This is a genomic window from Pseudarthrobacter chlorophenolicus A6 (assembly GCF_000022025.1).
Taxonomy (GTDB): Bacteria; Actinomycetota; Actinomycetes; order Actinomycetales; family Micrococcaceae; genus Arthrobacter; species Arthrobacter chlorophenolicus.
In genome coordinates, this window is sequence record NC_011886.1 from 3,394,684 (window position 1) to 3,413,784 (window position 19,101).

Annotated in this window: 19 protein-coding genes; 8 read left to right on the forward strand and 11 right to left on the reverse strand. The window is 67.2% G+C overall.

Annotation, left to right across the window (positions count from 1 at the left end):
* Nucleotides 1–219: 219 nt before the first annotated feature.
* Entirely contained in the window at nt 220–2,328 is a 2,109-nt protein-coding gene (gene paaZ, locus ACHL_RS15340) for a phenylacetic acid degradation bifunctional protein PaaZ (protein ID WP_015938210.1), read from the reverse strand.
* A 126-nt stretch (nt 2,329–2,454) separates the two neighbouring features.
* Between paaZ and ACHL_RS15345 the strand changes: the two genes are divergently transcribed.
* Both ACHL_RS15345 and ACHL_RS15350 read left to right on the forward strand, forming a co-directional pair.
* Nucleotides 2,455–2,886 carry a PaaI family thioesterase gene (locus ACHL_RS15345; RefSeq protein WP_015938211.1) on the forward strand — a complete coding sequence of 144 codons (432 nt, stop codon included), beginning with the start codon at nt 2,455–2,457 and terminating at the stop codon, nt 2,884–2,886.
* A 105-nt stretch (nt 2,887–2,991) separates the two neighbouring features.
* A complete protein-coding gene (locus ACHL_RS15350; protein WP_015938212.1) occupies nt 2,992–3,699 on the forward strand; it encodes a DUF4397 domain-containing protein in 708 nt (235 codons plus the stop codon).
* Nucleotides 3,700–3,765: 66 nt separating this feature from the next.
* Here the strand turns inward: ACHL_RS15350 and ACHL_RS15355 are convergent, their stop codons facing one another.
* Entirely contained in the window at nt 3,766–5,856 is a 2,091-nt protein-coding gene (locus ACHL_RS15355) for a S1 family peptidase (protein ID WP_015938213.1), read from the reverse strand.
* Nucleotides 5,853–6,572, reverse strand: a complete 720-nt coding sequence (locus tag ACHL_RS15360; RefSeq protein WP_015938214.1) for a tyrosine-protein phosphatase — start codon at nt 6,570–6,572, stop codon at nt 5,853–5,855. The genes ACHL_RS15355 and ACHL_RS15360 overlap by 4 nt, the downstream gene beginning before the upstream one ends.
* A 158-nt stretch (nt 6,573–6,730) precedes the next feature.
* On the opposite strand from ACHL_RS15360, the gene ACHL_RS15365 reads away from it, so the two are divergent.
* A complete protein-coding gene (locus tag ACHL_RS15365; RefSeq protein ID WP_015938215.1) occupies nt 6,731–7,618 on the forward strand; it encodes an SGNH/GDSL hydrolase family protein in 888 nt (295 codons plus the stop codon).
* 27 nt (nt 7,619–7,645) lie between these two features.
* On the opposite strand, the gene ACHL_RS15370 is transcribed toward ACHL_RS15365, so the two are convergent.
* Nucleotides 7,646–8,254: a GNAT family N-acetyltransferase gene (locus ACHL_RS15370; protein WP_015938216.1), complete on the reverse strand. Its 609-nt coding sequence runs from the start codon at nt 8,252–8,254 to the stop codon at nt 7,646–7,648.
* A gap of 73 nt (nt 8,255–8,327) precedes the next feature.
* Here ACHL_RS15370 and ACHL_RS15375 point away from each other — a divergent pair, with 73 nt between their 5' ends.
* The gene (locus ACHL_RS15375; protein ID WP_015938217.1) at nt 8,328–8,561 is read left to right on the forward strand and encodes a DUF6480 family protein; all 234 of its coding nucleotides are present in this window, start codon (nt 8,328–8,330) and stop codon (nt 8,559–8,561) included.
* A 37-nt stretch (nt 8,562–8,598) separates the two neighbouring features.
* On the opposite strand, the gene ACHL_RS15380 is transcribed toward ACHL_RS15375, so the two are convergent.
* The 5 genes from ACHL_RS15380 to ACHL_RS15400 form a co-directional block, all read right to left on the reverse strand.
* Nucleotides 8,599–9,468 carry a 3-hydroxyacyl-CoA dehydrogenase family protein gene (locus ACHL_RS15380; RefSeq protein WP_015938218.1) on the reverse strand — a complete coding sequence of 290 codons (870 nt, stop codon included), beginning with the start codon at nt 9,466–9,468 and terminating at the stop codon, nt 8,599–8,601.
* A 6-nt stretch (nt 9,469–9,474) separates the two neighbouring features.
* Nucleotides 9,475–10,278, reverse strand: coding sequence for an enoyl-CoA hydratase/isomerase family protein (locus tag ACHL_RS15385; RefSeq protein ID WP_015938219.1), 804 nt, complete (start codon nt 10,276–10,278; stop codon nt 9,475–9,477).
* Complete coding sequence (locus ACHL_RS15390; RefSeq protein WP_015938220.1) at nt 10,278–11,504, reverse strand: thiolase family protein; 1,227 nt, start codon at nt 11,502–11,504, stop codon at nt 10,278–10,280. Before ACHL_RS15390 ends, ACHL_RS15385 begins: the two co-directional genes overlap by 1 nt.
* A gap of 121 nt (nt 11,505–11,625) precedes the next feature.
* Entirely contained in the window at nt 11,626–12,300 is a 675-nt protein-coding gene (locus ACHL_RS15395; RefSeq protein WP_015938221.1) for a pentapeptide repeat-containing protein, read from the reverse strand.
* On the reverse strand, nt 12,297–12,758 hold the full coding sequence (locus ACHL_RS15400; RefSeq protein ID WP_015938222.1) for an SRPBCC family protein: 462 nt from the start codon (nt 12,756–12,758) through the stop codon (nt 12,297–12,299). Before ACHL_RS15400 ends, ACHL_RS15395 begins: the two co-directional genes overlap by 4 nt.
* Before the next feature lie 150 nt (nt 12,759–12,908).
* On the opposite strand from ACHL_RS15400, the gene ACHL_RS15405 reads away from it, so the two are divergent.
* Nucleotides 12,909–13,085, forward strand: a complete 177-nt coding sequence (locus tag ACHL_RS15405) for a CsbD family protein (protein WP_015938223.1) — start codon at nt 12,909–12,911, stop codon at nt 13,083–13,085.
* A gap of 112 nt (nt 13,086–13,197) precedes the next feature.
* Here ACHL_RS15405 and ACHL_RS15410 read toward each other — a convergent pair whose 3' ends face one another.
* Nucleotides 13,198–14,268, reverse strand: a complete 1,071-nt coding sequence (locus ACHL_RS15410; protein WP_456107085.1) for a DNA polymerase IV — start codon at nt 14,266–14,268, stop codon at nt 13,198–13,200.
* A 66-nt stretch (nt 14,269–14,334) separates the two neighbouring features.
* Between ACHL_RS15410 and ACHL_RS15415 the strand changes: the two genes are divergently transcribed.
* Nucleotides 14,335–15,069, forward strand: coding sequence for a dienelactone hydrolase family protein (locus ACHL_RS15415; RefSeq protein ID WP_015938225.1), 735 nt, complete (start codon nt 14,335–14,337; stop codon nt 15,067–15,069).
* 189 nt (nt 15,070–15,258) lie between these two features.
* Here ACHL_RS15415 and ACHL_RS15420 read toward each other — a convergent pair whose 3' ends face one another.
* Nucleotides 15,259–16,719 carry an amino acid permease gene (locus ACHL_RS15420; protein ID WP_015938226.1) on the reverse strand — a complete coding sequence of 487 codons (1,461 nt, stop codon included), beginning with the start codon at nt 16,717–16,719 and terminating at the stop codon, nt 15,259–15,261.
* Nucleotides 16,720–16,990: 271 nt separating this feature from the next.
* Here ACHL_RS15420 and ACHL_RS15425 point away from each other — a divergent pair, with 271 nt between their 5' ends.
* Together ACHL_RS15425 and ACHL_RS15430 are read left to right on the forward strand one after the other, a co-directional pair.
* On the forward strand, nt 16,991–18,241 hold the full coding sequence (locus tag ACHL_RS15425; protein WP_015938227.1) for an Nramp family divalent metal transporter: 1,251 nt from the start codon (nt 16,991–16,993) through the stop codon (nt 18,239–18,241).
* A gap of 103 nt (nt 18,242–18,344) precedes the next feature.
* Nucleotides 18,345–19,100: a CPBP family intramembrane glutamic endopeptidase gene (locus ACHL_RS15430; protein ID WP_015938228.1), complete on the forward strand. Its 756-nt coding sequence runs from the start codon at nt 18,345–18,347 to the stop codon at nt 19,098–19,100.
* Nucleotide 19,101 lies beyond the last annotated feature (1 nt).

The following is a 19,101-nucleotide window of genomic DNA, read 5'->3' on the forward strand; positions in this document are numbered from 1 at the left end:
CAACCCCCTATCCTTCCGCCCCACACCCCCGTCCCGCTTCTGCCCGCCCAAACCCCCGCTCTCTTGTGGCGGTTAAAAACCGAACCCCAGCTCACTTGTGGCGGCTAAAAGCCGAACGCCAGCTCACCTGGGTGAGCTGGCGTTCGGCGGTAAGACACTACGAGTGAGCGCGCGTCGCAGGGGAAGCGACCACGAGTGAGCGCGCGTCGAGGAGGGCGGTTACTTTTCGACGAGGGTGAGGACGTCGTAGGTGGCCACGATCTCGTCGTCTTGGTTGGTGAGGACGGCGTCCCAGGCCACCTCGCCGTATTCGTCGGTCTCACGCGGGGTGATCTTCTTGGCAGTGAGGGTCACCCGGATGGAGTCGCCGGCGGCAACAGGCGTGATGAAGCGCAGGTTCTCGAGGCCGTAGTTGGCCAGGACAGGGCCCGGCGCGGGCTCCACGAACAGCCCCGCACCCCAGGCCAGCAGGAGGTAGCCGTGCGCCACGATGCCCGGGAAGAACGGGTTGGCCTCGGCAGCTTCCTGGTTGGTGTGGGCGTAGAAGGTGTCCCCGGTGGTGTTGGCGAACGCCGTGATGTCCTCCAGGGTGACCTGCCGCAGGTCCGAGCGGACGGCGTCACCGATGCGCAGGGTCTCCAGGTGCTTGCGGAACGGGTGCGTCCCCTCGGTGTCCACCGTGAAGTTGCGGTCCGCCCCGGTATGCCAGACGCCGGTGACGGCAGTAAGCATGTTGGGCGAGCCCTGGATGGCGGTGCGCTGCATGTGGTGCAGGACGGAGCGGATGCCGCCCAGTTCCTCGCCGCCGCCGGCGCGGCCCGGGCCGCCGTGGACCAGGTGCGGCACGGGTGAGCCATGGCCGGTTGAGGTGCGGGCGTCTTCCCTGTTCAGCATAAGGACGCGGCCGTGGTGCGCGGCAATGCCGGTCACCAGTTCACGCGCCACGTCGGGATCGTTGGTGCACACTGAGGCCACCAGCGAACCGCCACCGCGGGCGGCAAGCCGGACGGCGTCGGCAAGGTCCGCGTAACCCACCACGGAGGAAACCGGGCCGAAGGCTTCCAGCGAGTGCAGCGCCTCGGCTTCAGGGTTGCCCCAGTTGAGCACCACGGGGGCCATGAACGCGCCGGCGTCCACCACGCCGGTGGTGCCGTCGGCGGAGGTGACCGACGGCGAATCGAGGGTTCCGTACGCAAGCTCACCGCCGGCGTCGAGCATGGACTGCACGGCCGCCCGGACGTCCTCCAGCTGTTCCACGGACGCCAGCGCGCCCATGGTGACGCCTTCGGCGCGCGGATCGCCCACCACCACGCGCTCCTGGATGCGCTTGCCGATGGCGGCGGACACCGCGGGCACCAGCTCCTGCGGGACGATGGCGCGGCGGATGGCGGTGCACTTCTGGCCCGCTTTGACGGTCATCTCGGTGACCACGGACTTGACGAAGGCCTCGAATTCCGGAGTGCCTTCCACCGCGTCGGGGCCGAGGATGGCGGCGTTGAGGGAGTCGGTTTCGGAGGTGAACCTCACGCCCCCTTCCACCACGTTCGGGTGCGCCTTCAGGGACTTGGCGGTGGCGGCGGATCCGGTGAAGGACACCAGGTCCCGGTAGTCCAGCACGTCCAGCAGCCCGCGGACCGAACCGGAGACCAGCTGCAGCGATCCCTTGGGCAAGATGTTGGACTCCACAATGGCCTTCACCACGGCAGCGGCAACGTAGCCGGTGGGGGTGGCGGGCTTGACGATGGTGGGCACACCGGCGATGAACGCGGGGGCAAACTTCTCCAGCATGCCCCACACCGGGAAGTTGAAGGCGTTGATCTGCACTGCGACGCCGGGAATGCGGGTGTAGATGTGTTCACCGGCGAAGGACCCGTCCTTGGACAGCACCTCCATGGGCCCGTCCACCACCACCTGCGAGTTGGGCAGTTCGCGCCGGCCTTTGGACCCGAAGGTGAAGAGCACGCCGATGCCGCCGTCGATGTCCACCATCGAATCGATCTTGGTTGCGCCGGTCTGGTAGGAGAAGCCATAGAAGTGTTCACGCCGGGCGTTCAGGTACTGCGCCAGCTCCTTGAGCTTGAGGGCGCGCTGGTGGAAGGTCAGCTTGCCCAGCTCGGCCTGGCCGGTGGTCCGGCCGAATTCGACGGCCGCCGCCAGGTCAAGTCCCTCGGTGCTCACCTTCGCCAGGAGCTCGCCCGTGCTGGCGTCGCGGACCGGGGTGGCAGCGGCGGAGCCGGTTTCGGGCGTCCACCAGGAGTCCATAATGAAGCTGGGCACCGTCTCCACGGTATCGAGCGTGGCGTGGGGCGCTGTGGCAGTGGTGGTCATCGTTGACGGGTCCTTCCAACCAAGGGGGCAGACAAACGGGCAGCGGATACAGCAATGATTACTGACCGTCCGTTCGGTAATATAAGTACCATACAGGAATGTCCCCGAAGCGCACTAGGAGAGCACATGAGCGACGCCGCCCCGCACCACTCCCCCACAGAGCATGAACTGTGGAAAATCACCCTCGGTGAGCTCGACGAGAAGATGGGGGTCAGGATCCTGGAGGAGTCCGTGGAGCGGGTGGTGGCCACCATGCCTGTGGAGGGGAACCGACAGTCCTTCGGTCTGCTTCACGGGGGCGCGTCGCTGGCGGTGGGTGAGGCCGTGGGGTCCTGGGCGGCAGTCATCCACGCCAGCACCATGGGCAAGATGGCGGTGGGCATCGACGTCTCCGCAACGCACCACCGCTCCGCCCGGGAAGGCCAGGTCACCATCACGGCCACGCCCATCCACCTTGGCGGCACGCTGACCACCCACGAAGTACTCATTACCAACGAGGCCGGCCAGCGGCTCTGCACCCTGCGCATCACCAACCTGCTGAGGAAGCACAAACACTAGGCAGCAAAAATGTTCCCGGCCCTGCATCCAAGGACCCCGTTCCCGGGGTATTAAGCGCGTAAGCACAAACAGCCCGGCCACCGGGCATCCATCAAGGAGTTTGACATGCGCAAAATGGGTTACGCCGCCGGAGCACTTTCACTTGCCGCTTCGCTGGCCTTTGCCGCTCCCGCCAATGCCGGCGGGTGGCACCATGAAGACGATCCCGCCCAGCTGTCCGTACTGCACGGCGTTCCCGGCCTGACCGTGGACGTGTGGGTCAACGGGGCCCTCACGCTGGATGACTTCACGCCCGGCACCCTGGCAGGGCCGCTGGAACTGGACGCCGGCGACTACCAGATCGCCATCACCGCCGCCGACGCCACCAGCGCCGACAACCCGGTCATTGGGCCTGTGGACGTGGAGCTCGAAGAAGGCGGCAACTACACCGCCGTAGCCCACCTCAATGCCGACGGCGCGCCCACCGCTACGCTCTTCACCAACGACACCAAGGCTCCCCGCAACGACCGCAAAGGCAAACTGACGGTCCGGCACGTAGCGGCAGCGCCCGCCGTCGACGTCCTGGCCGGCGGGAAAGCAATCATCGAAGGCCTGAGCAATCCTGACGAGGCCACGCTCAAGCTCAAGGCCGGCACCTACTCGGCTTCGGTGGCTGCGGCCGGCACCACCGCTCCCGTGATCGGCCCGGCGGACGTCACCGTCGAGGGCGGGAAGAACACCATCGTCTACGCGTGGGGAAGCCTGGCCGACAAGACCCTGAACGTGGCAGTGCAGGTAGTTGACGGCGAAAAGCGGTGGCACGGCCGCCACTGACCGCCGGCCACACCGCTGTCTATACCGGAAGGGCGGGGCGCCCTGCGCGTCCCGCCCTTCCGCTGTTTATTTCGCCGAACGCCGGCCCCTGCGGCGCACCAGGACTGTCAGGATAATGCCGACGGCGAGCGCCGCGGCCGCTGCCAGGGCTGCGGGAACCAGCCCGGTGGAGCCGGTGTTCGCCAGGTCGGCCGGGCCCGGCCCCGAATCGAAAGGTACGACGACGATGCCGGCTGCCGCGGGCGGCTGCGGTGCGGCGGGGGCTGGTGCAGCCGGGGCCGGGTCAGCGGGCACGGGATTGGGTTGTTCCGGGGCGGGCGGTTCCGGGGCAGGAACAACGGGACCCGGGTTGCCGGGGGCAGGCGGCTCCGGTGCAGGCGGCTCCGCAGCGGTCCGGGCAAACTCAAACTCGGCGCTGCCCGAGGTGCTGAAGCCGTTGACCGTCTCGGCCGTGAAGCGGAGCGGGCCGTTGCTTTCCGGTGCGGTGAAGCTCCACTTGCCCGCGGCGTCGACAGGAACCTCCACCGGGTCCTTGCCCTCCACCGTGATCCTGACCGTGGAGCCTGCGGCAACGGCGGACGCGGGGGCTGCCGGGACATTGCCGCTGATGGCCTGCCCTGGTTCGTAGGTTCCGCCGGGGGCGGGCGAGCTGACGGCAGGCTTGTTGAGGAACAGTTCCAACTGGTAGCCGGGCAGGACCGCGAGGCTTTCCGAGAGGGTGGCACCCACGGCGAAGTTTGCGGGTGCCGGCTCACCCGGTGCGGGCGGCGCGTCACCGGCGGCGTGCGTTCCCACAGCGTAGTTGCCGCTGACGTAGGGGCCGCCTGAGTCTCCGCCGCTGGACTGGACGCCGTAGGAAAGGAATCCCCGGAAGGCCCGGAGGTCGGTGGGGTCAGTTGCGAAGTCCGGGCCTGGCACCACGTAGATACCCACAGCGTCCACTGTGCCGCAGGACCAGGCCGAGGTCCGGCCGGAGCGGCAGATGGGCATCCCCAGGACAGGATCGGCGGTGCCGATGATCTTCACATCAGGGCCGGGCTGCGAAGGGTCACCCCAGGTGCTGGCGGCGGGCAGCGGATCCAGGCCTTCCGGGATGTTGTGGATCACCGAGATGTCCGTGCCCACGTTTCCGGGGTTGTCGGGGTCCACAGGGCTCTCAATGATGCGGGAGTTGCCGGGGCCGCCGAACTGGCTGAATCCGAAGTCGCCCAGCTGGTCCTTCCGGACGAACTGGAACTCCAGGGTTGCCGTTGCCGCCTGCCCGTCCGAGGCGCAGTGCCCTGCGCTGAGAACGGCAGGCAGTCCCGCGGGGTCGAAGGCGGAGAACCCGGTGGAGCAGATCCACCCGGTATCGGCGATGTAGCCCACGCCGCCGGGAACATCGGCCTCGGGTCTGAGGGGAGCGGCACCGTCGAGCTCCACGTTGGCGTACCGGGCCACGAAATCAGCCGGTGAGACCCTGCCGGAGCCGCCGGCCGCCGTCGTGCCCGCCGCCGTCGTTCCTGGCGTGGTTGCTGCGTCGTCCCTTGAGGCGTCAGCCGCCACCCCGCCGGCCTGTCCGGCCGATTCGGGTACGTTAAGCGCCCCGGTGCGGATGACGAATTTCCCGTCCGCGGCCATGACTGCCTGCAGGCCGTCGGGGCCGACGTCGCGCACGTATGCCTGGAAGAGCTGGTCGGTGCTGACCGCCAGCTGTGAGCCATCAGCTACCCCGCCGGACGGTGCCACGCCGCCGTCGGCACGCCTGGCCTGCGGGGCCTCGACGGCGAGGTCCGGAAGGGCCTCAGCCAGCGCGGCCACTTTGGCGAGGAACTCCGGCCCGGATCCTGTGACCACCACGTGCCCGCCGTCCAGCCGGATCCCGGCGTAACCGGGCACGTCGCGCAACTGGGCGGCCGCGGCTGCCGCCTGGGCGCCGAGCTCCCCGGCTGCGGTGAACTGTTCCCGGGTGAGTCCGAGGTCCCGCTGGACCGCCTCGTCGAGGGCGGCCTCCGACAGCCTGGAACCCGGTGTTCCAACGGCCGGCGCCTCCGTTGAGTCGGTGGTTGCGGCCTGACCATCGGCAGCCCAGGCAGGCGCAGCCACGTAGGCCGACGACGCCAGGATGCCTGCTACGGCACCCAGGGAGAGGTACCTGCGCACTGACGCCAAAGTCATCGGGCCACACTCGCTCCGCACAGGGACAGCACTGCGTCGAGTTCGGCGACGCTGAGTCCGTTCTTCAGGAGGTAGCCACGGCTGTCCAGGGTCCGCACGAAGTCCACCACCGCTTTCCCGCGCTGATCCAGCAGCGGTGCGAGTTCGTCGTCGGCAAGGTAGCGTTCCCGGCTGTGCGGCGGCCCATGGGTGCGGTACCGCTCGTTGATGCCGCGCGCTGCTTGCCGGTAGCCCTCGGCGATCTGGTGGTCCGAGTCCCCCGCAAGGTCCTGCACCATGGCCGCCACCAGGCCGCTGCGGTCGCGGCCGGCAGCGCAGTGCAGCACCACGTTCCCCCTGCCCGCGGCGTCGGCGAGGGCGCGGAAGACTCCCACGATCCTGTCCGGGAACAGCCGGGCGTTGTCCGCGTAGTAGGCGGGGTCGTTCAGATAGGGGCCGGTCAGCGCGGCAAACTGCTCGTGGTTGGCCTCTTCCGTGGGAGCCGACACCAGTGCCAGGCCCTGCAACGCCACCGCGGGGACCACCGGATCGGTGTCCCGGCGCCGCGCTTCCGCCGCGTTACGGAGATCCACTACCGTGCGGATGCCGTCGTCGTAGGCCTGCCGCCAGCCGGCTTCCGTGAGCCATTCCCGCCGGCCCATTCGGTACACGCCGCCGGCAACATGCCAGGCATTGACAGCACCATCCCAGTCCATGGACCCGCCCGCTTTCTCCATCCGCACAGCTAACCACAAGCCTGTGAACCCCGCATGTCACAAACAGGTACAGGAAGCACGCAAGGCGGGTACCGGGCACCGGTGAAACGGACCGCCACGTGGCGTACTGTCACAGGTGTCTGTCCCCGGTCCGGGGCTACATTCAAGGGAGATCTGCGATGGGCACTACAGCATTACGACGGCGGCGCACGGCTTTCGCGGCAGGCCTCGCCACCCTGGCGATGGCACTTGGCTCCACGGCACTTCCTGCCGGAGCGGCGCCGCCGGAAAAGGATGTGGACCTCGTGGCGGTCGGTGACTCCTACACCGCCGGGATCGGGGCCGGGACCACCACACTTTCGTCTTGCACCCAGACCAACGGCGGGTACGTAAACCTGCTCAAAGCCCTGCCGATCGTGGACGGCAACAGCACGAACGCGGCATGCGCTGGGGCAGTCATCGTGGACAGGGCATCGGACATTGCACCCAGCGTGCTGGAGCAAATTGCCGCTCTGACCGCCTCCGGCACGCTGTCAGTCCGGACCGAACTGGTCGCCGTGACCGCGGGCGCGAACGACATTGACTTCACTATGCCGTTGAAGGCCTGCGCAGGATCAACGCTCGATGACTGTGCGCAGGCAGTACAGGGAGTGCAAGCCAGGTTTCCCGCCATGCAGGCCGATCTTGTGGAGGCCCTGACAGCAATTCGAACGGCAGCCCCGCACGCCACCATAGCTGTCTTCGGTTATCCGCTTCTCTTCGATCCCGACGGCCCGCCGACACTGCTGAGCGAGGACGCGCAAAGGCTGGTCAACGCAGGCACGCTGGCCCTCAATAACGCCATTGCCCAAGCCACGGGTGCCCCGAGGGTGAAGGCCAAAGCTGCCTACATCGACGTCACCAAAGCCTTTAAAGCACACGCGGTGAACTCAGCCTATCCGTGGATCAACTTCAACCCGGCAGATCCCTTTGCCCTGCAAAACTTCCATCCAACTGCTGCCGGCCACCAGGCTTACGCCGACGCACTGTCCGAAGCGGTGAACCTCAACAAGCTGGCACGGCCTTAGCCGGCAGGCTACCCGGCGGGCAGAGTCCTACCCCCGCCGGTCCAGCCGGTATTCGAGCCCGGCGCGGACCATGGGCCATTCGTGTTCCAGGATGGAGAACACCACGGTGTCACGCAGCAGTCCGTCGCTGGTCCGGGAGTGGCTGCGGAGGACGCCGTCCTGCTTGGCGCCCAGCCGGGCGATCGCCTCGCGGGACTGGTGGTTCAGCCAGTGCGTGCGGAACTCCACGGCCGGGCAGCCCAGCGTCTCGAACGCATGCCGCAGCAGCAGGAGTTTGGAGTCCGGGTTGGTTCCGGTGCCCTGGACGGACGCTGCGTTCCAGGTGGAACCGATCTCCACGCGGGGAGTAGCGGCATCAATGTTCATGTAGGTAGTCATGCCGATGACCCGGCCCGGGCCGCCGGTTTCCGGGTCGAGCAGCCGCGTGGTGAACGGCAGCATGGACCCCTGTTCCTGCAACGCGAGGCGGCGCCGGATCTCGCCCGCCATTTCCGCGGGAGACGGCACGGAGGTGTACCAGAGCTTCCACAGCTCGCCGTCCTCGGCCGCCTGCACCAGCCCGTCGTGGTGGGCTGGGTGGAGGGGCTCGAGGATTACGTGCCGGCCGGTCAGGGTAAGGGGTTCAAGGAAAGTCACTGCACCAGCCTAGGACCAACCACCGGGGCCGGTTACGCTGGGAAAGCCCCAGACCGCGAGAAAGGGAGTTAACGTGTCAGGAACCAATCCGGACCCGGAAGACGACAAGATCACCGGCCTGGAACCCGGCGGCGGAGTTCCGCCGGGCGAAACCCCGCCCGGGGAAGGCTCGGTGGCGGGCACGCAGGAACCCCGCCAGCCCGGTTCCGGGAGGGGCCAGCAGATTTTCTGGATCGGGGCCATCGGTGCAGGCGTGCTGCTGTTCCTGCTGTATTTCATCGGCTACATCGTCGGCTTCTTCGACTAGGCGGCCGCCGGCTGCAGGTTACCTGCGGCCAGCCCTTTCAGCTCCAGTCGAAGAAGCCCTTGCCGGTCTTGCGGCCTAGTTCGCCGCGGGCCACCTTGTCGCGGAGGATCTGCGGCGGGGCGAACCGGTCACCGAGGGTGGACTGCAGGTATTCGGCGATGCCCAGCCGGACGTCCAGCCCCACGATGTCCGTAGTGCGCAGCGGACCCGTGGGGTGCTTGTACCCGAGGACCATGGCGTTATCGATGTCGTCGGCCGACGCCACGCCCTCTTCCACCATCCGCATCGCTTCCAGGGCGATTGCCACGCCCAGCCGGGAGGAGGCGAAGCCTGGCGCGTCATTGACGACGACGGCGGTCTTCCCGAGCGCCGCAACCCACCGTCGCGCCTCCCCGGCCAGGTCCGCGGAGGTTTGCTCGCCCAGGACCACTTCGATGAGCGTGGACGCCGGCACAGGATTGAAGAAGTGCAGCCCCAGGAAGTTTGCGGGCCGCTGCAGTTCCTTTGCCAGCCCGTTCACGGAGAGCGATGACGTGTTGGATGCCAGGTAGGCGTCCGGTTCCAGGCGCTCTTCGATGCCCCGCAGCGAGGAGACCTTCAGGTCCCAGTCCTCCGGTACGGCCTCGACCACCAGTTGCCGGTCCTTGAAGGCGTCGTAATCCACACCCACGGTGAGCCGGGAAGCCATCTCGTCCAGGTTCGCGTCTGTGACACCGCGCTCGATGCTCTTGGCAGCAGCGGACTCCACCCGTTCCCGGGCAGCCTCGGCTGACTGTTCATCCCGTTCCACCACCAGGACGTCAGCGCCCTTGACCAGGAATGCGTGGGCGATGCCGGCGCCCATGCGGCCACCGCCCAGGACACCGATTCGTGCGGGCAGGGCAGCAGCAAGTTCGGAGTTGCTCATGGCTTTCTACTTTCCGTCAGCGGTGTCGGAGGATGCGGCCTTCTTGGCGGCGTTGCGGTCCAGGAACTTCTGCATGCGGTCGAACTTGGCCTGCGATTCGAAGAGGATGCCCTGGGCCAGCTGGTCGATCAGTGGGTGGGCGTCTGCCGGGGCGTGGAACACGGACTTGGTGATCCGGACGGCGAGCGGGTCTTGCCGGGAAATGCGGTCCGCGAGGCTGTGGGCGGCACCCAGAAGCCCGGCGGTGCTGTGGATCTCCGTGATGAGGTTGACGGCCAATGCCTCGTCGGCGCCCAGCACTTTGCCCGCGAGGAGGATCTGCTTGGCCACCGGCTCCCCCACCAGTTCCTTGAGCCGCCAGCTGGCACCGGCAGCGGCCAGGATCCCCAGCCCGGTCTCCGGGTTCCCGATCCGGACGTCCGGGGTTCCGATCCGGAAGTCGGCCGCATACGCCAGTTCCGCGCCGCCACCCAGGCAGTACCCGTCCACGGCTGCGATGACCGGCATGGGCAGTTTGGCAATCCGCACGAAAATGGTGGAGTTGATCCCCTGCAGGGCGTCGTCCCGCCGCCGCTCACGAAGCTGGGCGATGTCCGCGCCGGAGGCGAACACCCCGTCCGCGCCGGCGATGATCAGCACCTTGGGATTCTGCTCCAGCGCAGCACAGACGGTGTGCAGCTCATCCACCATTTGCTGGTCGATGGCGTTCCGCACCTCGGGGCGGTTCAGCAGGACCACCACGCGGTCACCCTGCTCCTCCACCAGGAGCGCGGAGAACTTCTCGGCCGCCAGGTCAACTGCGCCCGGCATCAGATCTTCTCCAGCAGCATGGCCGTGCCCTGCCCCACACCGATGCACATGGTGGCGAGGCCCACCTTGGCGTCCTCGCGTTCCATCCGGCCAAGCAGCGTGATGGCGATCCGGGAGCCGCTGGAACCGAGCGGATGGCCTAAAGCGATGGCGCCGCCGTCGTTGTTCACGATCTCCGGGTCAAGGCCCAGCCGGCGGATGCAGGCGAGGGATTGCGTGGCGAAGGCTTCGTTGAGTTCGACGGCGGCGAGGTCACCGACGCTCAGCCCGGACCGCTTCAGCACCTTCTGCGTGGCCGGGACCGGGCCGATGCCCATGATCTCGGGCTCGCACCCCGCTGACGCACCATCGATAATCCGGGCACGCGGCGTCAGGCCGAGTCGTTCGATGGCGGATTCGGACGCGATGATGATCGCGGAGGCGCCGTCGTTCAGCGACGAGGAGTTCCCGGCCGTGACCACCGATCCGCCGTGCGTCACTGGCCTGAGCTTGGCCAGTACGTCTGCGGTGGTGCCGGCCCGGGGACCTTCGTCTGTGTCCACCACGGTTTCGGCCTTGCGGGTCTTGACGGTGACCGGGACGATCTCGTCCTTGAACCGGCCGGCTTCGATGGCGGCGAGCGCCCGTTCGTGCGAGCGGACGGCAAAGGCGTCGGCGTCGTCACGGGAGATAGCGTCAACCCGTGCCACTTCCTCCGCGGTTTCGGGCATGGAGTACGTCATCTTCCCATCCCGGGAGAGTGCGCCGTGCTGGAACTGGGGGTTGGTGAAACGCCACCCGATGGAGGTGTCGAAAATCTGGCCGGGCTTGGCGAAGGCGGCACTCGGCTTCTCCTGCACCCACGGCGCCCGGCTCATCGACTCGACGCCGCCGGCGATCACGATGTCCGCTGCGCCGGCCTTGATCATGTGGCTGGCCTGGATGATGGCGCTCAACCCGGACGCGCAAAGCCTGTTGACGGTGATTCCGGGGATGTGCAGCGGCAACCCGGCCAGGAGGACGGCCATGCGCGCGACGTTCCGGTTCTCCTCACCTGCGCCGTTCGCGTTGCCAAGGATCACCTCGTCGATGCTGTCCGGGTCCAGCCCGGCGCGCTGCACGGCTTCACGGACCACCAGCGCGGCCAGGTCATCGGGGCGGACCGCGGAGAGGGCACCTCCGTACCTGCCCACCGGAGTCCGGACCCCGCCTACCAGGAAAGCCTGCGGACCTGCGCTTGCAGCCATGGAAACACCCTTCACGCGATTAACAGCACTGTCACCGGCGGCCGGCATGGCTATATTCGCCACTTACCGACCGTTCGTTCTGTAAATAGTACACGGCAGGCCGGGCGGCGCGTAGCCCCGCTTACTGGACGGTCACGCCAAGGTGCGCAGCCAGGAGCGGCGCCAGCAGTCCCAGCTGGTATTCGTCGATCACGACGCCGGCCAGGTTGCCAATGCCGCTGACGCTGCGGAAGTCGGCGCCGCGGAGGTCGAAGTCCTTGAGCTTAGCGCCGGTGAGGTCCAGCGCGCCGATGGTGCAGCCTTTCAGGGCCACCCTGGTTGCTGCTGCCGATCCGAGGTCCAGTTCGTTGATGATGCAGTCGGCAATCACCACATCCGTGAGCTTCGCCCCGCGGAGGTTCAGGTAGTCCAGCTTGCCGCCTTCGATCCGTACGGACTGCCACCCTGATTCGTAGAGTTCGGCCGAACCGAGCCGGGGATTGCTCATCTCGACGTCCCGCCAGGTGCTGCGGGCGGCCCGGAAAACAGGGGCATACAACTCGGTGATGACGGTGTCGCGGAATCCGGCGCCCCGGAGTTGGGCTTCATTGAAGGAGACCCCCTGGAGTTCGCACTCAGAGAAGTCGGCACCGGAAAGTTCCAGCCCGTCCGCGTCCAGGCGGCTGTAGCGGGCACCCTCATGGCGCCCGCCGCGCCGGAAGTCCAGGCTGCGGTCCTCAAGGTCCTCAAGCCGGACCGGCGAAAGCCGCGGGGCCGTGACGGCAGCCTTGGGCCGCCTGGTTCCGGACCCGCTCACCGGGCGGATTCCGCTTTGGCCGCGATATCCGCCAGGTCCTTGGCAAGTGCCTTGCGGCTTGCCGCCATGCCCAGCCTGCCGAACACGGCGGCGAGGACCCGGCCGGCCGCCGTGGGCTTCGACATTGTGGCACCAAAGGTCAGCGTCAGGTCCGTTCCGCCGTCGCGGTTGGCCAGGCTGAACCTGGTGCTGTAATCCGCCCCGCCCTGAGCGGCCCTAATGGTGGTGGAGCGGGGCGGTTCCGCGCTGTCCACCCACACCTCCACGGTTTCGGACCTGCCGAACATCTTCCGTGTTTCCCTCCAGCGGGTGCCCTCGCCGTAGGAACCGTCCGTCAGGAGCTGCACCGCTTCCACTCCGGACAGCGTCCCGGGCGCGTTCCGGATATCCGTAATCACAGCCCACACCCTTTCCGGCGAGGCATGGATGTGCTGGGTCAGGCTGAGGCTTTGGTCCATGACGTCGAGCCTATCGCCGCGGGCGGACAAAGGCAGGGCGGCCAGCCCCCGCCGGCACTCCCGGGGCCTGCCCGCTTGATTTAGTAAGCATGCTTCGTGTTAGTGTGAAAGGGCATTGTTTGGTCGACGGAAACGAAAGGAGGCCACACCATGGGCCTCGGAGACAAGATCAGTAACGCAGCAGAAGATATGGGCGGCAAGGCCAAGGAAGCTGCTGGCAACGCAACCGACAACGACCGCCTGAAGGCAGAAGGCCAGGCCGACCAGGTCAAGGCTGATGCCAAGAAGGTCGGCGAAAATGTCAAGGACGAGTTCAAGCGCAACTAGTCCTTTGCCGGGCCAGCCGCAGCGAACGGCGTGCTGAACCGGTAGACAATGGCGGCGGATCCCCCGGATCCGCCGCCATTCTGCTGCCCGGACCACATCAAGACGGAGCGGGTCACCAGCCGCTGCGGGTTGGCGTATGCCCCTGCCTGGACTCGTCCGGCATGGTCATCTCGGCCCGCAACCCCAGCAACCGGATGGGCCGGTCCGGTTCAATCTTCCCCCTGAGGTCGAGGGCGCGGGTCAGTACCTCCTCGGGGTCCGCCGTTTCGGGAATCCTGCGGGCAAAGGTTTTGGTGTTGAACGGGGCGTACCGGACCTTGAGCGTCAGCCCGACCACCGGACGCCCTTCAGCGGCAACGTCATCCAGGACCGCTGCCACCAGTTCCCGGACAGCTTCATCCACCTGCGCCGGTTCGGTGAGGTCGTGCTGGAAAGTGGTCTCCCGGCTGTGGCCCCGCGCCACCCACGGGGTGTCATCCACCACCGAGGAACCGTCGCCCCGCCCGAGCTGCGCGTACCAGGGCCCCATCTTGGGACCGAACTCGGGGACAAGGAAGTCCGGATCCACCGCTGCCAGCTCGGCAACAGTGGTGATCCCCAGCGTCGCCAGCCGGCGGGACACCTTGGTTCCCACTCCCCACAGGTCGATGGTGGGCCGGTTGCCCATGACATCCAGCCAGTTCTCCGCCGTGAGCCGGAAAACACCGGCCGGCTTGCCGAAGGTTGTGGCCACCTTGGCGCGGACCAGAGTGTCACCGATGCCCACGCTGCAGTGCAGCCTGGTGGCCTCAAGTACCGCTTGCTGCAGTTGACCGGCGTAGGCCTCGGGGTCACTGGACTGCACGCCGACGAACGCTTCGTCCCAGCCGAGCACCTGGACAACGGCGCCGGGCCGGGAGCGCAGCACGCCCATCACCTCCCCCGAAGCCTGGAGGTAGGCCTCCTGGTCCACAGGCAAAATGACGGCGTCGGGGACGTTCCGCGCGGCGATGCGCAGCGGCATCCCGGATCCGACGCCGAAGGCCCGGGCTTCGTAGGAAGCGGTGGAGACGACGGCGCGTTCGGTGGGATCGCCACGGCCACCCACGATCACGGGCTTGCCGGCAAGCTCGGGGCGGCGGAGCACTTCCACGGCCGCGATGAACTGGTCCAGATCCACATGCAGCACCCAGGGTTCGTCCACATGCCCCAGTCTGCCCCGCGCCTCCGCCCCGCACCAGCCTTCCCCGCGGGCGGCTAGCCTTGGGCCATGACGAACGTGGACCTGAGCACCGAGAGCATGGCCGCCGGCGGATCGCCTTCCCTGGGCGGCTACCTGGCTGTACCCGAGGGCGAGGGGCCATTTCCCGGCGTCGTGGTAATTCATGAAGCGTTCGGCCTGGATGACCAGACCCGCCGGCACGCGGACCGGCTGGCCCTGGCCGGCTACCTTGCCCTGGCGCTGGACCTGTACAGCGACGTCGGGGCGCGGCGGTGCCTTGTGGGAACCATGCGCGCCATGGCGGCACGCACGGGCCGGCCTTTCACCGACATCGCCACGGCCCGCACCTGGCTCGCAAACTCGGACCTCAGCAATGGCCGGACCGGGGTGATCGGCTTCTGCATGGGCGGCGGGTTCGCCCTGCTGGCGGCCAGGGACGGGTTCCAGGCAGCGTCGGTCAACTACGGACGGCTCCCCAAGGAGCAAGAGGACCTTGTGGAAGCCCTGCGTGGCGCCTGCCCCATCGTGGCCAACTACGGCGGCGCGGACAGGTCCCTGAAAGGAGCGGCAGCGCGGCTCGATTCCGCCCTCGACCAGCTGGGCATCGAGCACAGCGTGAAGGAATTCCCCGGCGCCGGCCACAGCTTCCTCAATGACGAAGAGATGGGCCCGGCACTCCTGCGGCCCCTGATGCGCGTCATGGGTGTGGGCCCCGATCCGGAATCCGCCCCGGAGGCATGGCGGCGGATTGAGGACTACTTCGCGCGGTACCTGAAGGACTGACGGCCCCATCTCTTTGTGCGTTCCTGCCCGATTAGTGGCCCCCTAACAGCGAACGGGCCCGGACACGCCGGCGCATAAGGCGGGCCAGGCGGACAAACTGGGCAGGAAGGCACGCAATGAACGACGACGGCGCCGGCCACCTGGGGAAGGTGGCCGGCGCCGTCGTTCGTACTGCTTGGCGCGGAACGGCTAGCTGAAGAGCTCGCTCTTGGGCGCGTTGTTCTTGACCTTCTGCCAGCCCAGCCAGAGGACCACGGCGAAGAACGGGATGGTGGCGAGGGTCCACAGGCCGAGGTAGAACACTTCGCCGTCCTTGCTGGTCATGGTGTCAAAGCCGATGAGGACGGTGATGGCGAGCAGGGCGATGAGGCCGGCCCAGCTGGTCCACGGCGAGCCGGGCATGGGCAGGGTGGACACGCTGCCCTTCTTCTTCCGCAGCGCGATCTGGCTGGCGAAGATGGAGCCCCAGGTGAAGATCACGCCGATGGAGGCGGTGTTCAGGGCGAGATCGAACGCATGCGAACCGCCCAGCCAGATGTTCAGCAGGATGCCCACCAGGTAGACGGCGCCGATGGCGAGGATGGCCATGTACGGGACCCTGCGGGTGGACATGCGGGTCAGCCACTGCGGCGCGTGGCCGTTGTTGGCCATGGTGCGGAAAATGCGGCCGATCGAGTAGAGGCCCGAATTGCAGGAAGACAGGGCTGCGGTAATCACGATCATGTTCATGACGTCACCCATCCAGCCAAGGCCCATCTGGCCGAAGACGGTGACGAACGGGGAGGTCCCGGCCACGTACTGGTCCGAGGGAAGCAGCATGGCCAGCAGGGACACGGACCCGACGTAGAACACCACGATGCGGAAGACGACGGCGCGGATCGCCTTGGGGACTTCGCGTTCCGGGTTCTGCATCTCGCCGGCGGTGATGCCCACCAGTTCGATGGCGTTGTAGGCGAAGATCACGGCGTTCAGCACGAGGATCATGACCAGCGCACCCTTGGGGAACATGCCGCCCTCGTCGTGGAAGAGGTTGGCCACTGATGCGTTTCCGTCGCCCACCTTGGCGTTGGTGACCACCATGAAGGTGCCCACGGCCAGGAAGATGACAATCGCGGCCACCTTGAGGCAGGAGGCCCAGAATTCGAATTCACCGAAGGCCTTGACGCTGAAGAGGTTCACGGCCACCAGCAGCACCAGCGCTGCGATGGCGGAGAGTTCAACGGGGACGTTGGGGAAGAAGAACTGGAAGTAAAGGCCGATCGCGATGAGCTCGGCGATGCCGGTCATGGCCCAGTTGATGAAGTACATCCAGCCGGACAGGTACGCGCCCTTGCGGCCGAACATCTCACCGGCGTAGCTGACGAACGAGCCGGAGGTCTGGCGGTACATGATGAGTTCGCCCAGTGCCCGCATCAGCAGGTAGGCGATGACGCCGGCGATGGCGTAGGAGAAGATGAGGGCCGGGCCGGTGGAGGCGAGGCGCCCGCCGGCTCCCATGAAGAGGCCGACGCCGATGGCGCCGCCCATGGCGATCATGGTGACGTGGCGCCTGCCCAGCGTTTTGCTGTAGCCCTCGGCGCTGAGGGACGGGTCGACGGCGGTGGATGCTGCCGTGCTGTTCTTGATTTCGGGCGGGGTACTTTGAGGCACAACGGTTCCTTGTGGGTTGGGGGTTGGCCGCATCCGGAAGCGAATGATCCAGCTCACATAATTCGGCCATCGGCCGTTGGGACGGCTGTTTGTGAGCGTAAGTCTTCGTCTTGCCGAAGCTTCGCGCGGCCTATCCATCGTACAAGATCCATCCGGGTGCCACGTGACGCGCACTACACCACCCGTGCTACGGCTTCCCGTAAAGATACTTTTCGGTATGCCTAAATTTGCGGTACTCTCGTGTCATTACCGCAACGGCGAGGGGATGATCATGGCAGCACCCACCCTGCAAGTACGGCCGGCTGCAGGCAAGCTGTGGTCACGGCTCCTGCTGCTGGGCCCGGCGTTCGTCGCCGCCATCGCCTACGTGGATCCCGGAAATGTCGCCGCAAACCTGACCGCCGGTGCGAACTATGGCTACCTGCTCGTCTGGGTGCTGGTGATGGCCAATGCCATGGCGGTCCTGGTGCAGTACCAGTCTGCGAAACTGGGCCTTGCCACCGGCCTGAGCCTTCCGGAGATCCTGGGCAAGCGGCTGGGGACCCGCTCACGGCGCCTCTACTGGGTGCAGGCCGAGGTGGTTGCCGGCGCCACGGACATGGCCGAGGTCATTGGCGGCGCAGTGGCACTGAACCTGCTGTTCGGCCTGCCGCTCCTGCTGGGCGGGGTGATCATCGGCATCGCCTCGATGCTGCTGCTGGCGCTCCAGAACGCCCGCGGCCAACGGTCCTTCGAATACGCGGTCCTGGTCCTCCTTGGCGTGATCGCCGTGGGCTTCATGTCCGGCCTCTTCGTCAACCCGCCCGACGCCGGCAGCGCCCTGGGCGGCCTGGTTCCGCGTTTCGAGGGAACGGACACCGTCCTGCTTGCCGCCAGCATGCTCGGCGCCACGGTGATGCCGCACGCCATCTACCTGCACTCCGCGCTGGCCCGTGACCGGTTCGGCTTTTCCCCGGACCCGGCCGTGCGGACCCGCCTGATCCGGGCCACCCGGTTCGATGTGCTGGGCGCACTGCTGCTGGCCGGCGTGGTCAACATCTCGATGCTGCTGCTGGCTGCCTCCAGCCTGCGCGGCATTGAAGGAACGGACACCATCGCCGGGGCCCACGCCGCCGTCTCGGCCGCCTTGGGGCCCGCAATCGGCGTCGTGTTCGCCGTGGGGCTCCTGGCATCCGGCCTGGCCTCCACTTCGGTGGGCTGCTACGCCGGCGCCACCATCATGGGCGGGCTGCTGAAAGTCCGGATTCCGCTGCTGGTCCGGCGGGTCATTACCCTCATCCCCGCCTTGGTGATCCTCGGCGCCGGAATCGAGCCGACGCTCGCACTGGTCCTCAGCCAGGTGCTGCTCAGTTTCGGCATTCCGTTTGCACTGATCCCGCTGATCCGGCTGACCGGCAAACGCGAAATCATGGGCATCCACGTTGACTCCCGCGCGCTGAAGATCGCCGGCTGGACCAGCGCCACGCTGATCGTGGGATTGAACTGCGTGCTGATCGCCCTGACCATCGCAGGGCAGTCCTGATCACCAGGCAACCCTGAAAGCCGTTCCACCCCGCAGTGCCGGGCAGTCCTGCGAGCCCGGTTCCGGGGACCCTCGCGGGGCATCCGGAAGCTAGGCTGAAGCCATGGCCACCATGCACCGCCGCCCGCCCGCACCACAGCCGGAACTGTACCGCTTCGCTCCCCTGGACTTCGCCGCCCTCGGCACGTACGTGGCCATCGCCGGCGTCTTCACCGTGGCCGGCGAGCTCCTGGCGCCGGCGCTTCAGCAACTGGCACCTTCCCCGGCGGCGGCGTCCTACCTGGTCAACCTGATCTTCTACGGCTCCGTGGCAGTCCTGGCGTTCCTGGCCGCCCGGCGGGTGGTGGTGCGGGACCTGCGGGTCCTGGCCACCCGCCCGTGGTTCACGCTTCTGATGGTCCCGGCCTCGGTGATCGTGATGATGATCCTGACTGCCGTTGTGGTGGCTGCGGGCGGTGAGGCGCAGACCTCCGCCAACCAGGCGGGCCTGCAGGCGCTGATGCAGCAGGTTCCGGCCTGGCTGATCGTGCCCGTCCTGGTGGTGGTGGGCCCGTTCGTGGAGGAGTACATCTTCCGGCACCTCCTGATCGGGAAACTCAGCAGGCGGCTGAACATCTGGCTGTGCTGCGTCCTGTCCGTGGTGTTGTTCGCCGGCATCCACATCGCCGGCCAGGAGGCCATCACCCTGACCGCGCTGCTGCCCTACCTGGCCATGGGCGCCACCCTGGTGTTCGTCTACGTCTGGACCGGCCGGAACGTGATGTTCTCCTATTTCGTCCACGCTGCCAAGAACCTGCTGGCGGTGGTCTTCATCTACGCCATCCCGCCGGAACTGTTCGAACAGCTCCAGCAGGCCTGAT

Coding starts and splice junctions, on each gene's coding strand:
- paaZ (WP_015938210.1), bottom strand. CDS start 2,328: ATGACCACCACTGCCACAGCGCCCCACGCCACGCTCGATACCGTGGAG.
- ACHL_RS15345 (WP_015938211.1), top strand. CDS start 2,455: ATGAGCGACGCCGCCCCGCACCACTCCCCCACAGAGCATGAACTGTGG.
- ACHL_RS15350 (WP_015938212.1), top strand. CDS start 2,992: ATGCGCAAAATGGGTTACGCCGCCGGAGCACTTTCACTTGCCGCTTCG.
- ACHL_RS15355 (WP_015938213.1), bottom strand. CDS start 5,856: ATGACTTTGGCGTCAGTGCGCAGGTACCTCTCCCTGGGTGCCGTAGCA.
- ACHL_RS15360 (WP_015938214.1), bottom strand. CDS start 6,572: ATGGAGAAAGCGGGCGGGTCCATGGACTGGGATGGTGCTGTCAATGCC.
- ACHL_RS15365 (WP_015938215.1), top strand. CDS start 6,731: ATGGGCACTACAGCATTACGACGGCGGCGCACGGCTTTCGCGGCAGGC.
- ACHL_RS15380 (WP_015938218.1), bottom strand. CDS start 9,468: ATGAGCAACTCCGAACTTGCTGCTGCCCTGCCCGCACGAATCGGTGTC.
- ACHL_RS15385 (WP_015938219.1), bottom strand. CDS start 10,278: ATGCCGGGCGCAGTTGACCTGGCGGCCGAGAAGTTCTCCGCGCTCCTG.
- ACHL_RS15390 (WP_015938220.1), bottom strand. CDS start 11,504: ATGGCTGCAAGCGCAGGTCCGCAGGCTTTCCTGGTAGGCGGGGTCCGG.
- ACHL_RS15400 (WP_015938222.1), bottom strand. CDS start 12,758: ATGGACCAAAGCCTCAGCCTGACCCAGCACATCCATGCCTCGCCGGAA.
- ACHL_RS15405 (WP_015938223.1), top strand. CDS start 12,909: ATGGGCCTCGGAGACAAGATCAGTAACGCAGCAGAAGATATGGGCGGC.
- ACHL_RS15415 (WP_015938225.1), top strand. CDS start 14,335: ATGACGAACGTGGACCTGAGCACCGAGAGCATGGCCGCCGGCGGATCG.
- ACHL_RS15425 (WP_015938227.1), top strand. CDS start 16,991: ATGGCAGCACCCACCCTGCAAGTACGGCCGGCTGCAGGCAAGCTGTGG.
- ACHL_RS15430 (WP_015938228.1), top strand. CDS start 18,345: ATGGCCACCATGCACCGCCGCCCGCCCGCACCACAGCCGGAACTGTAC.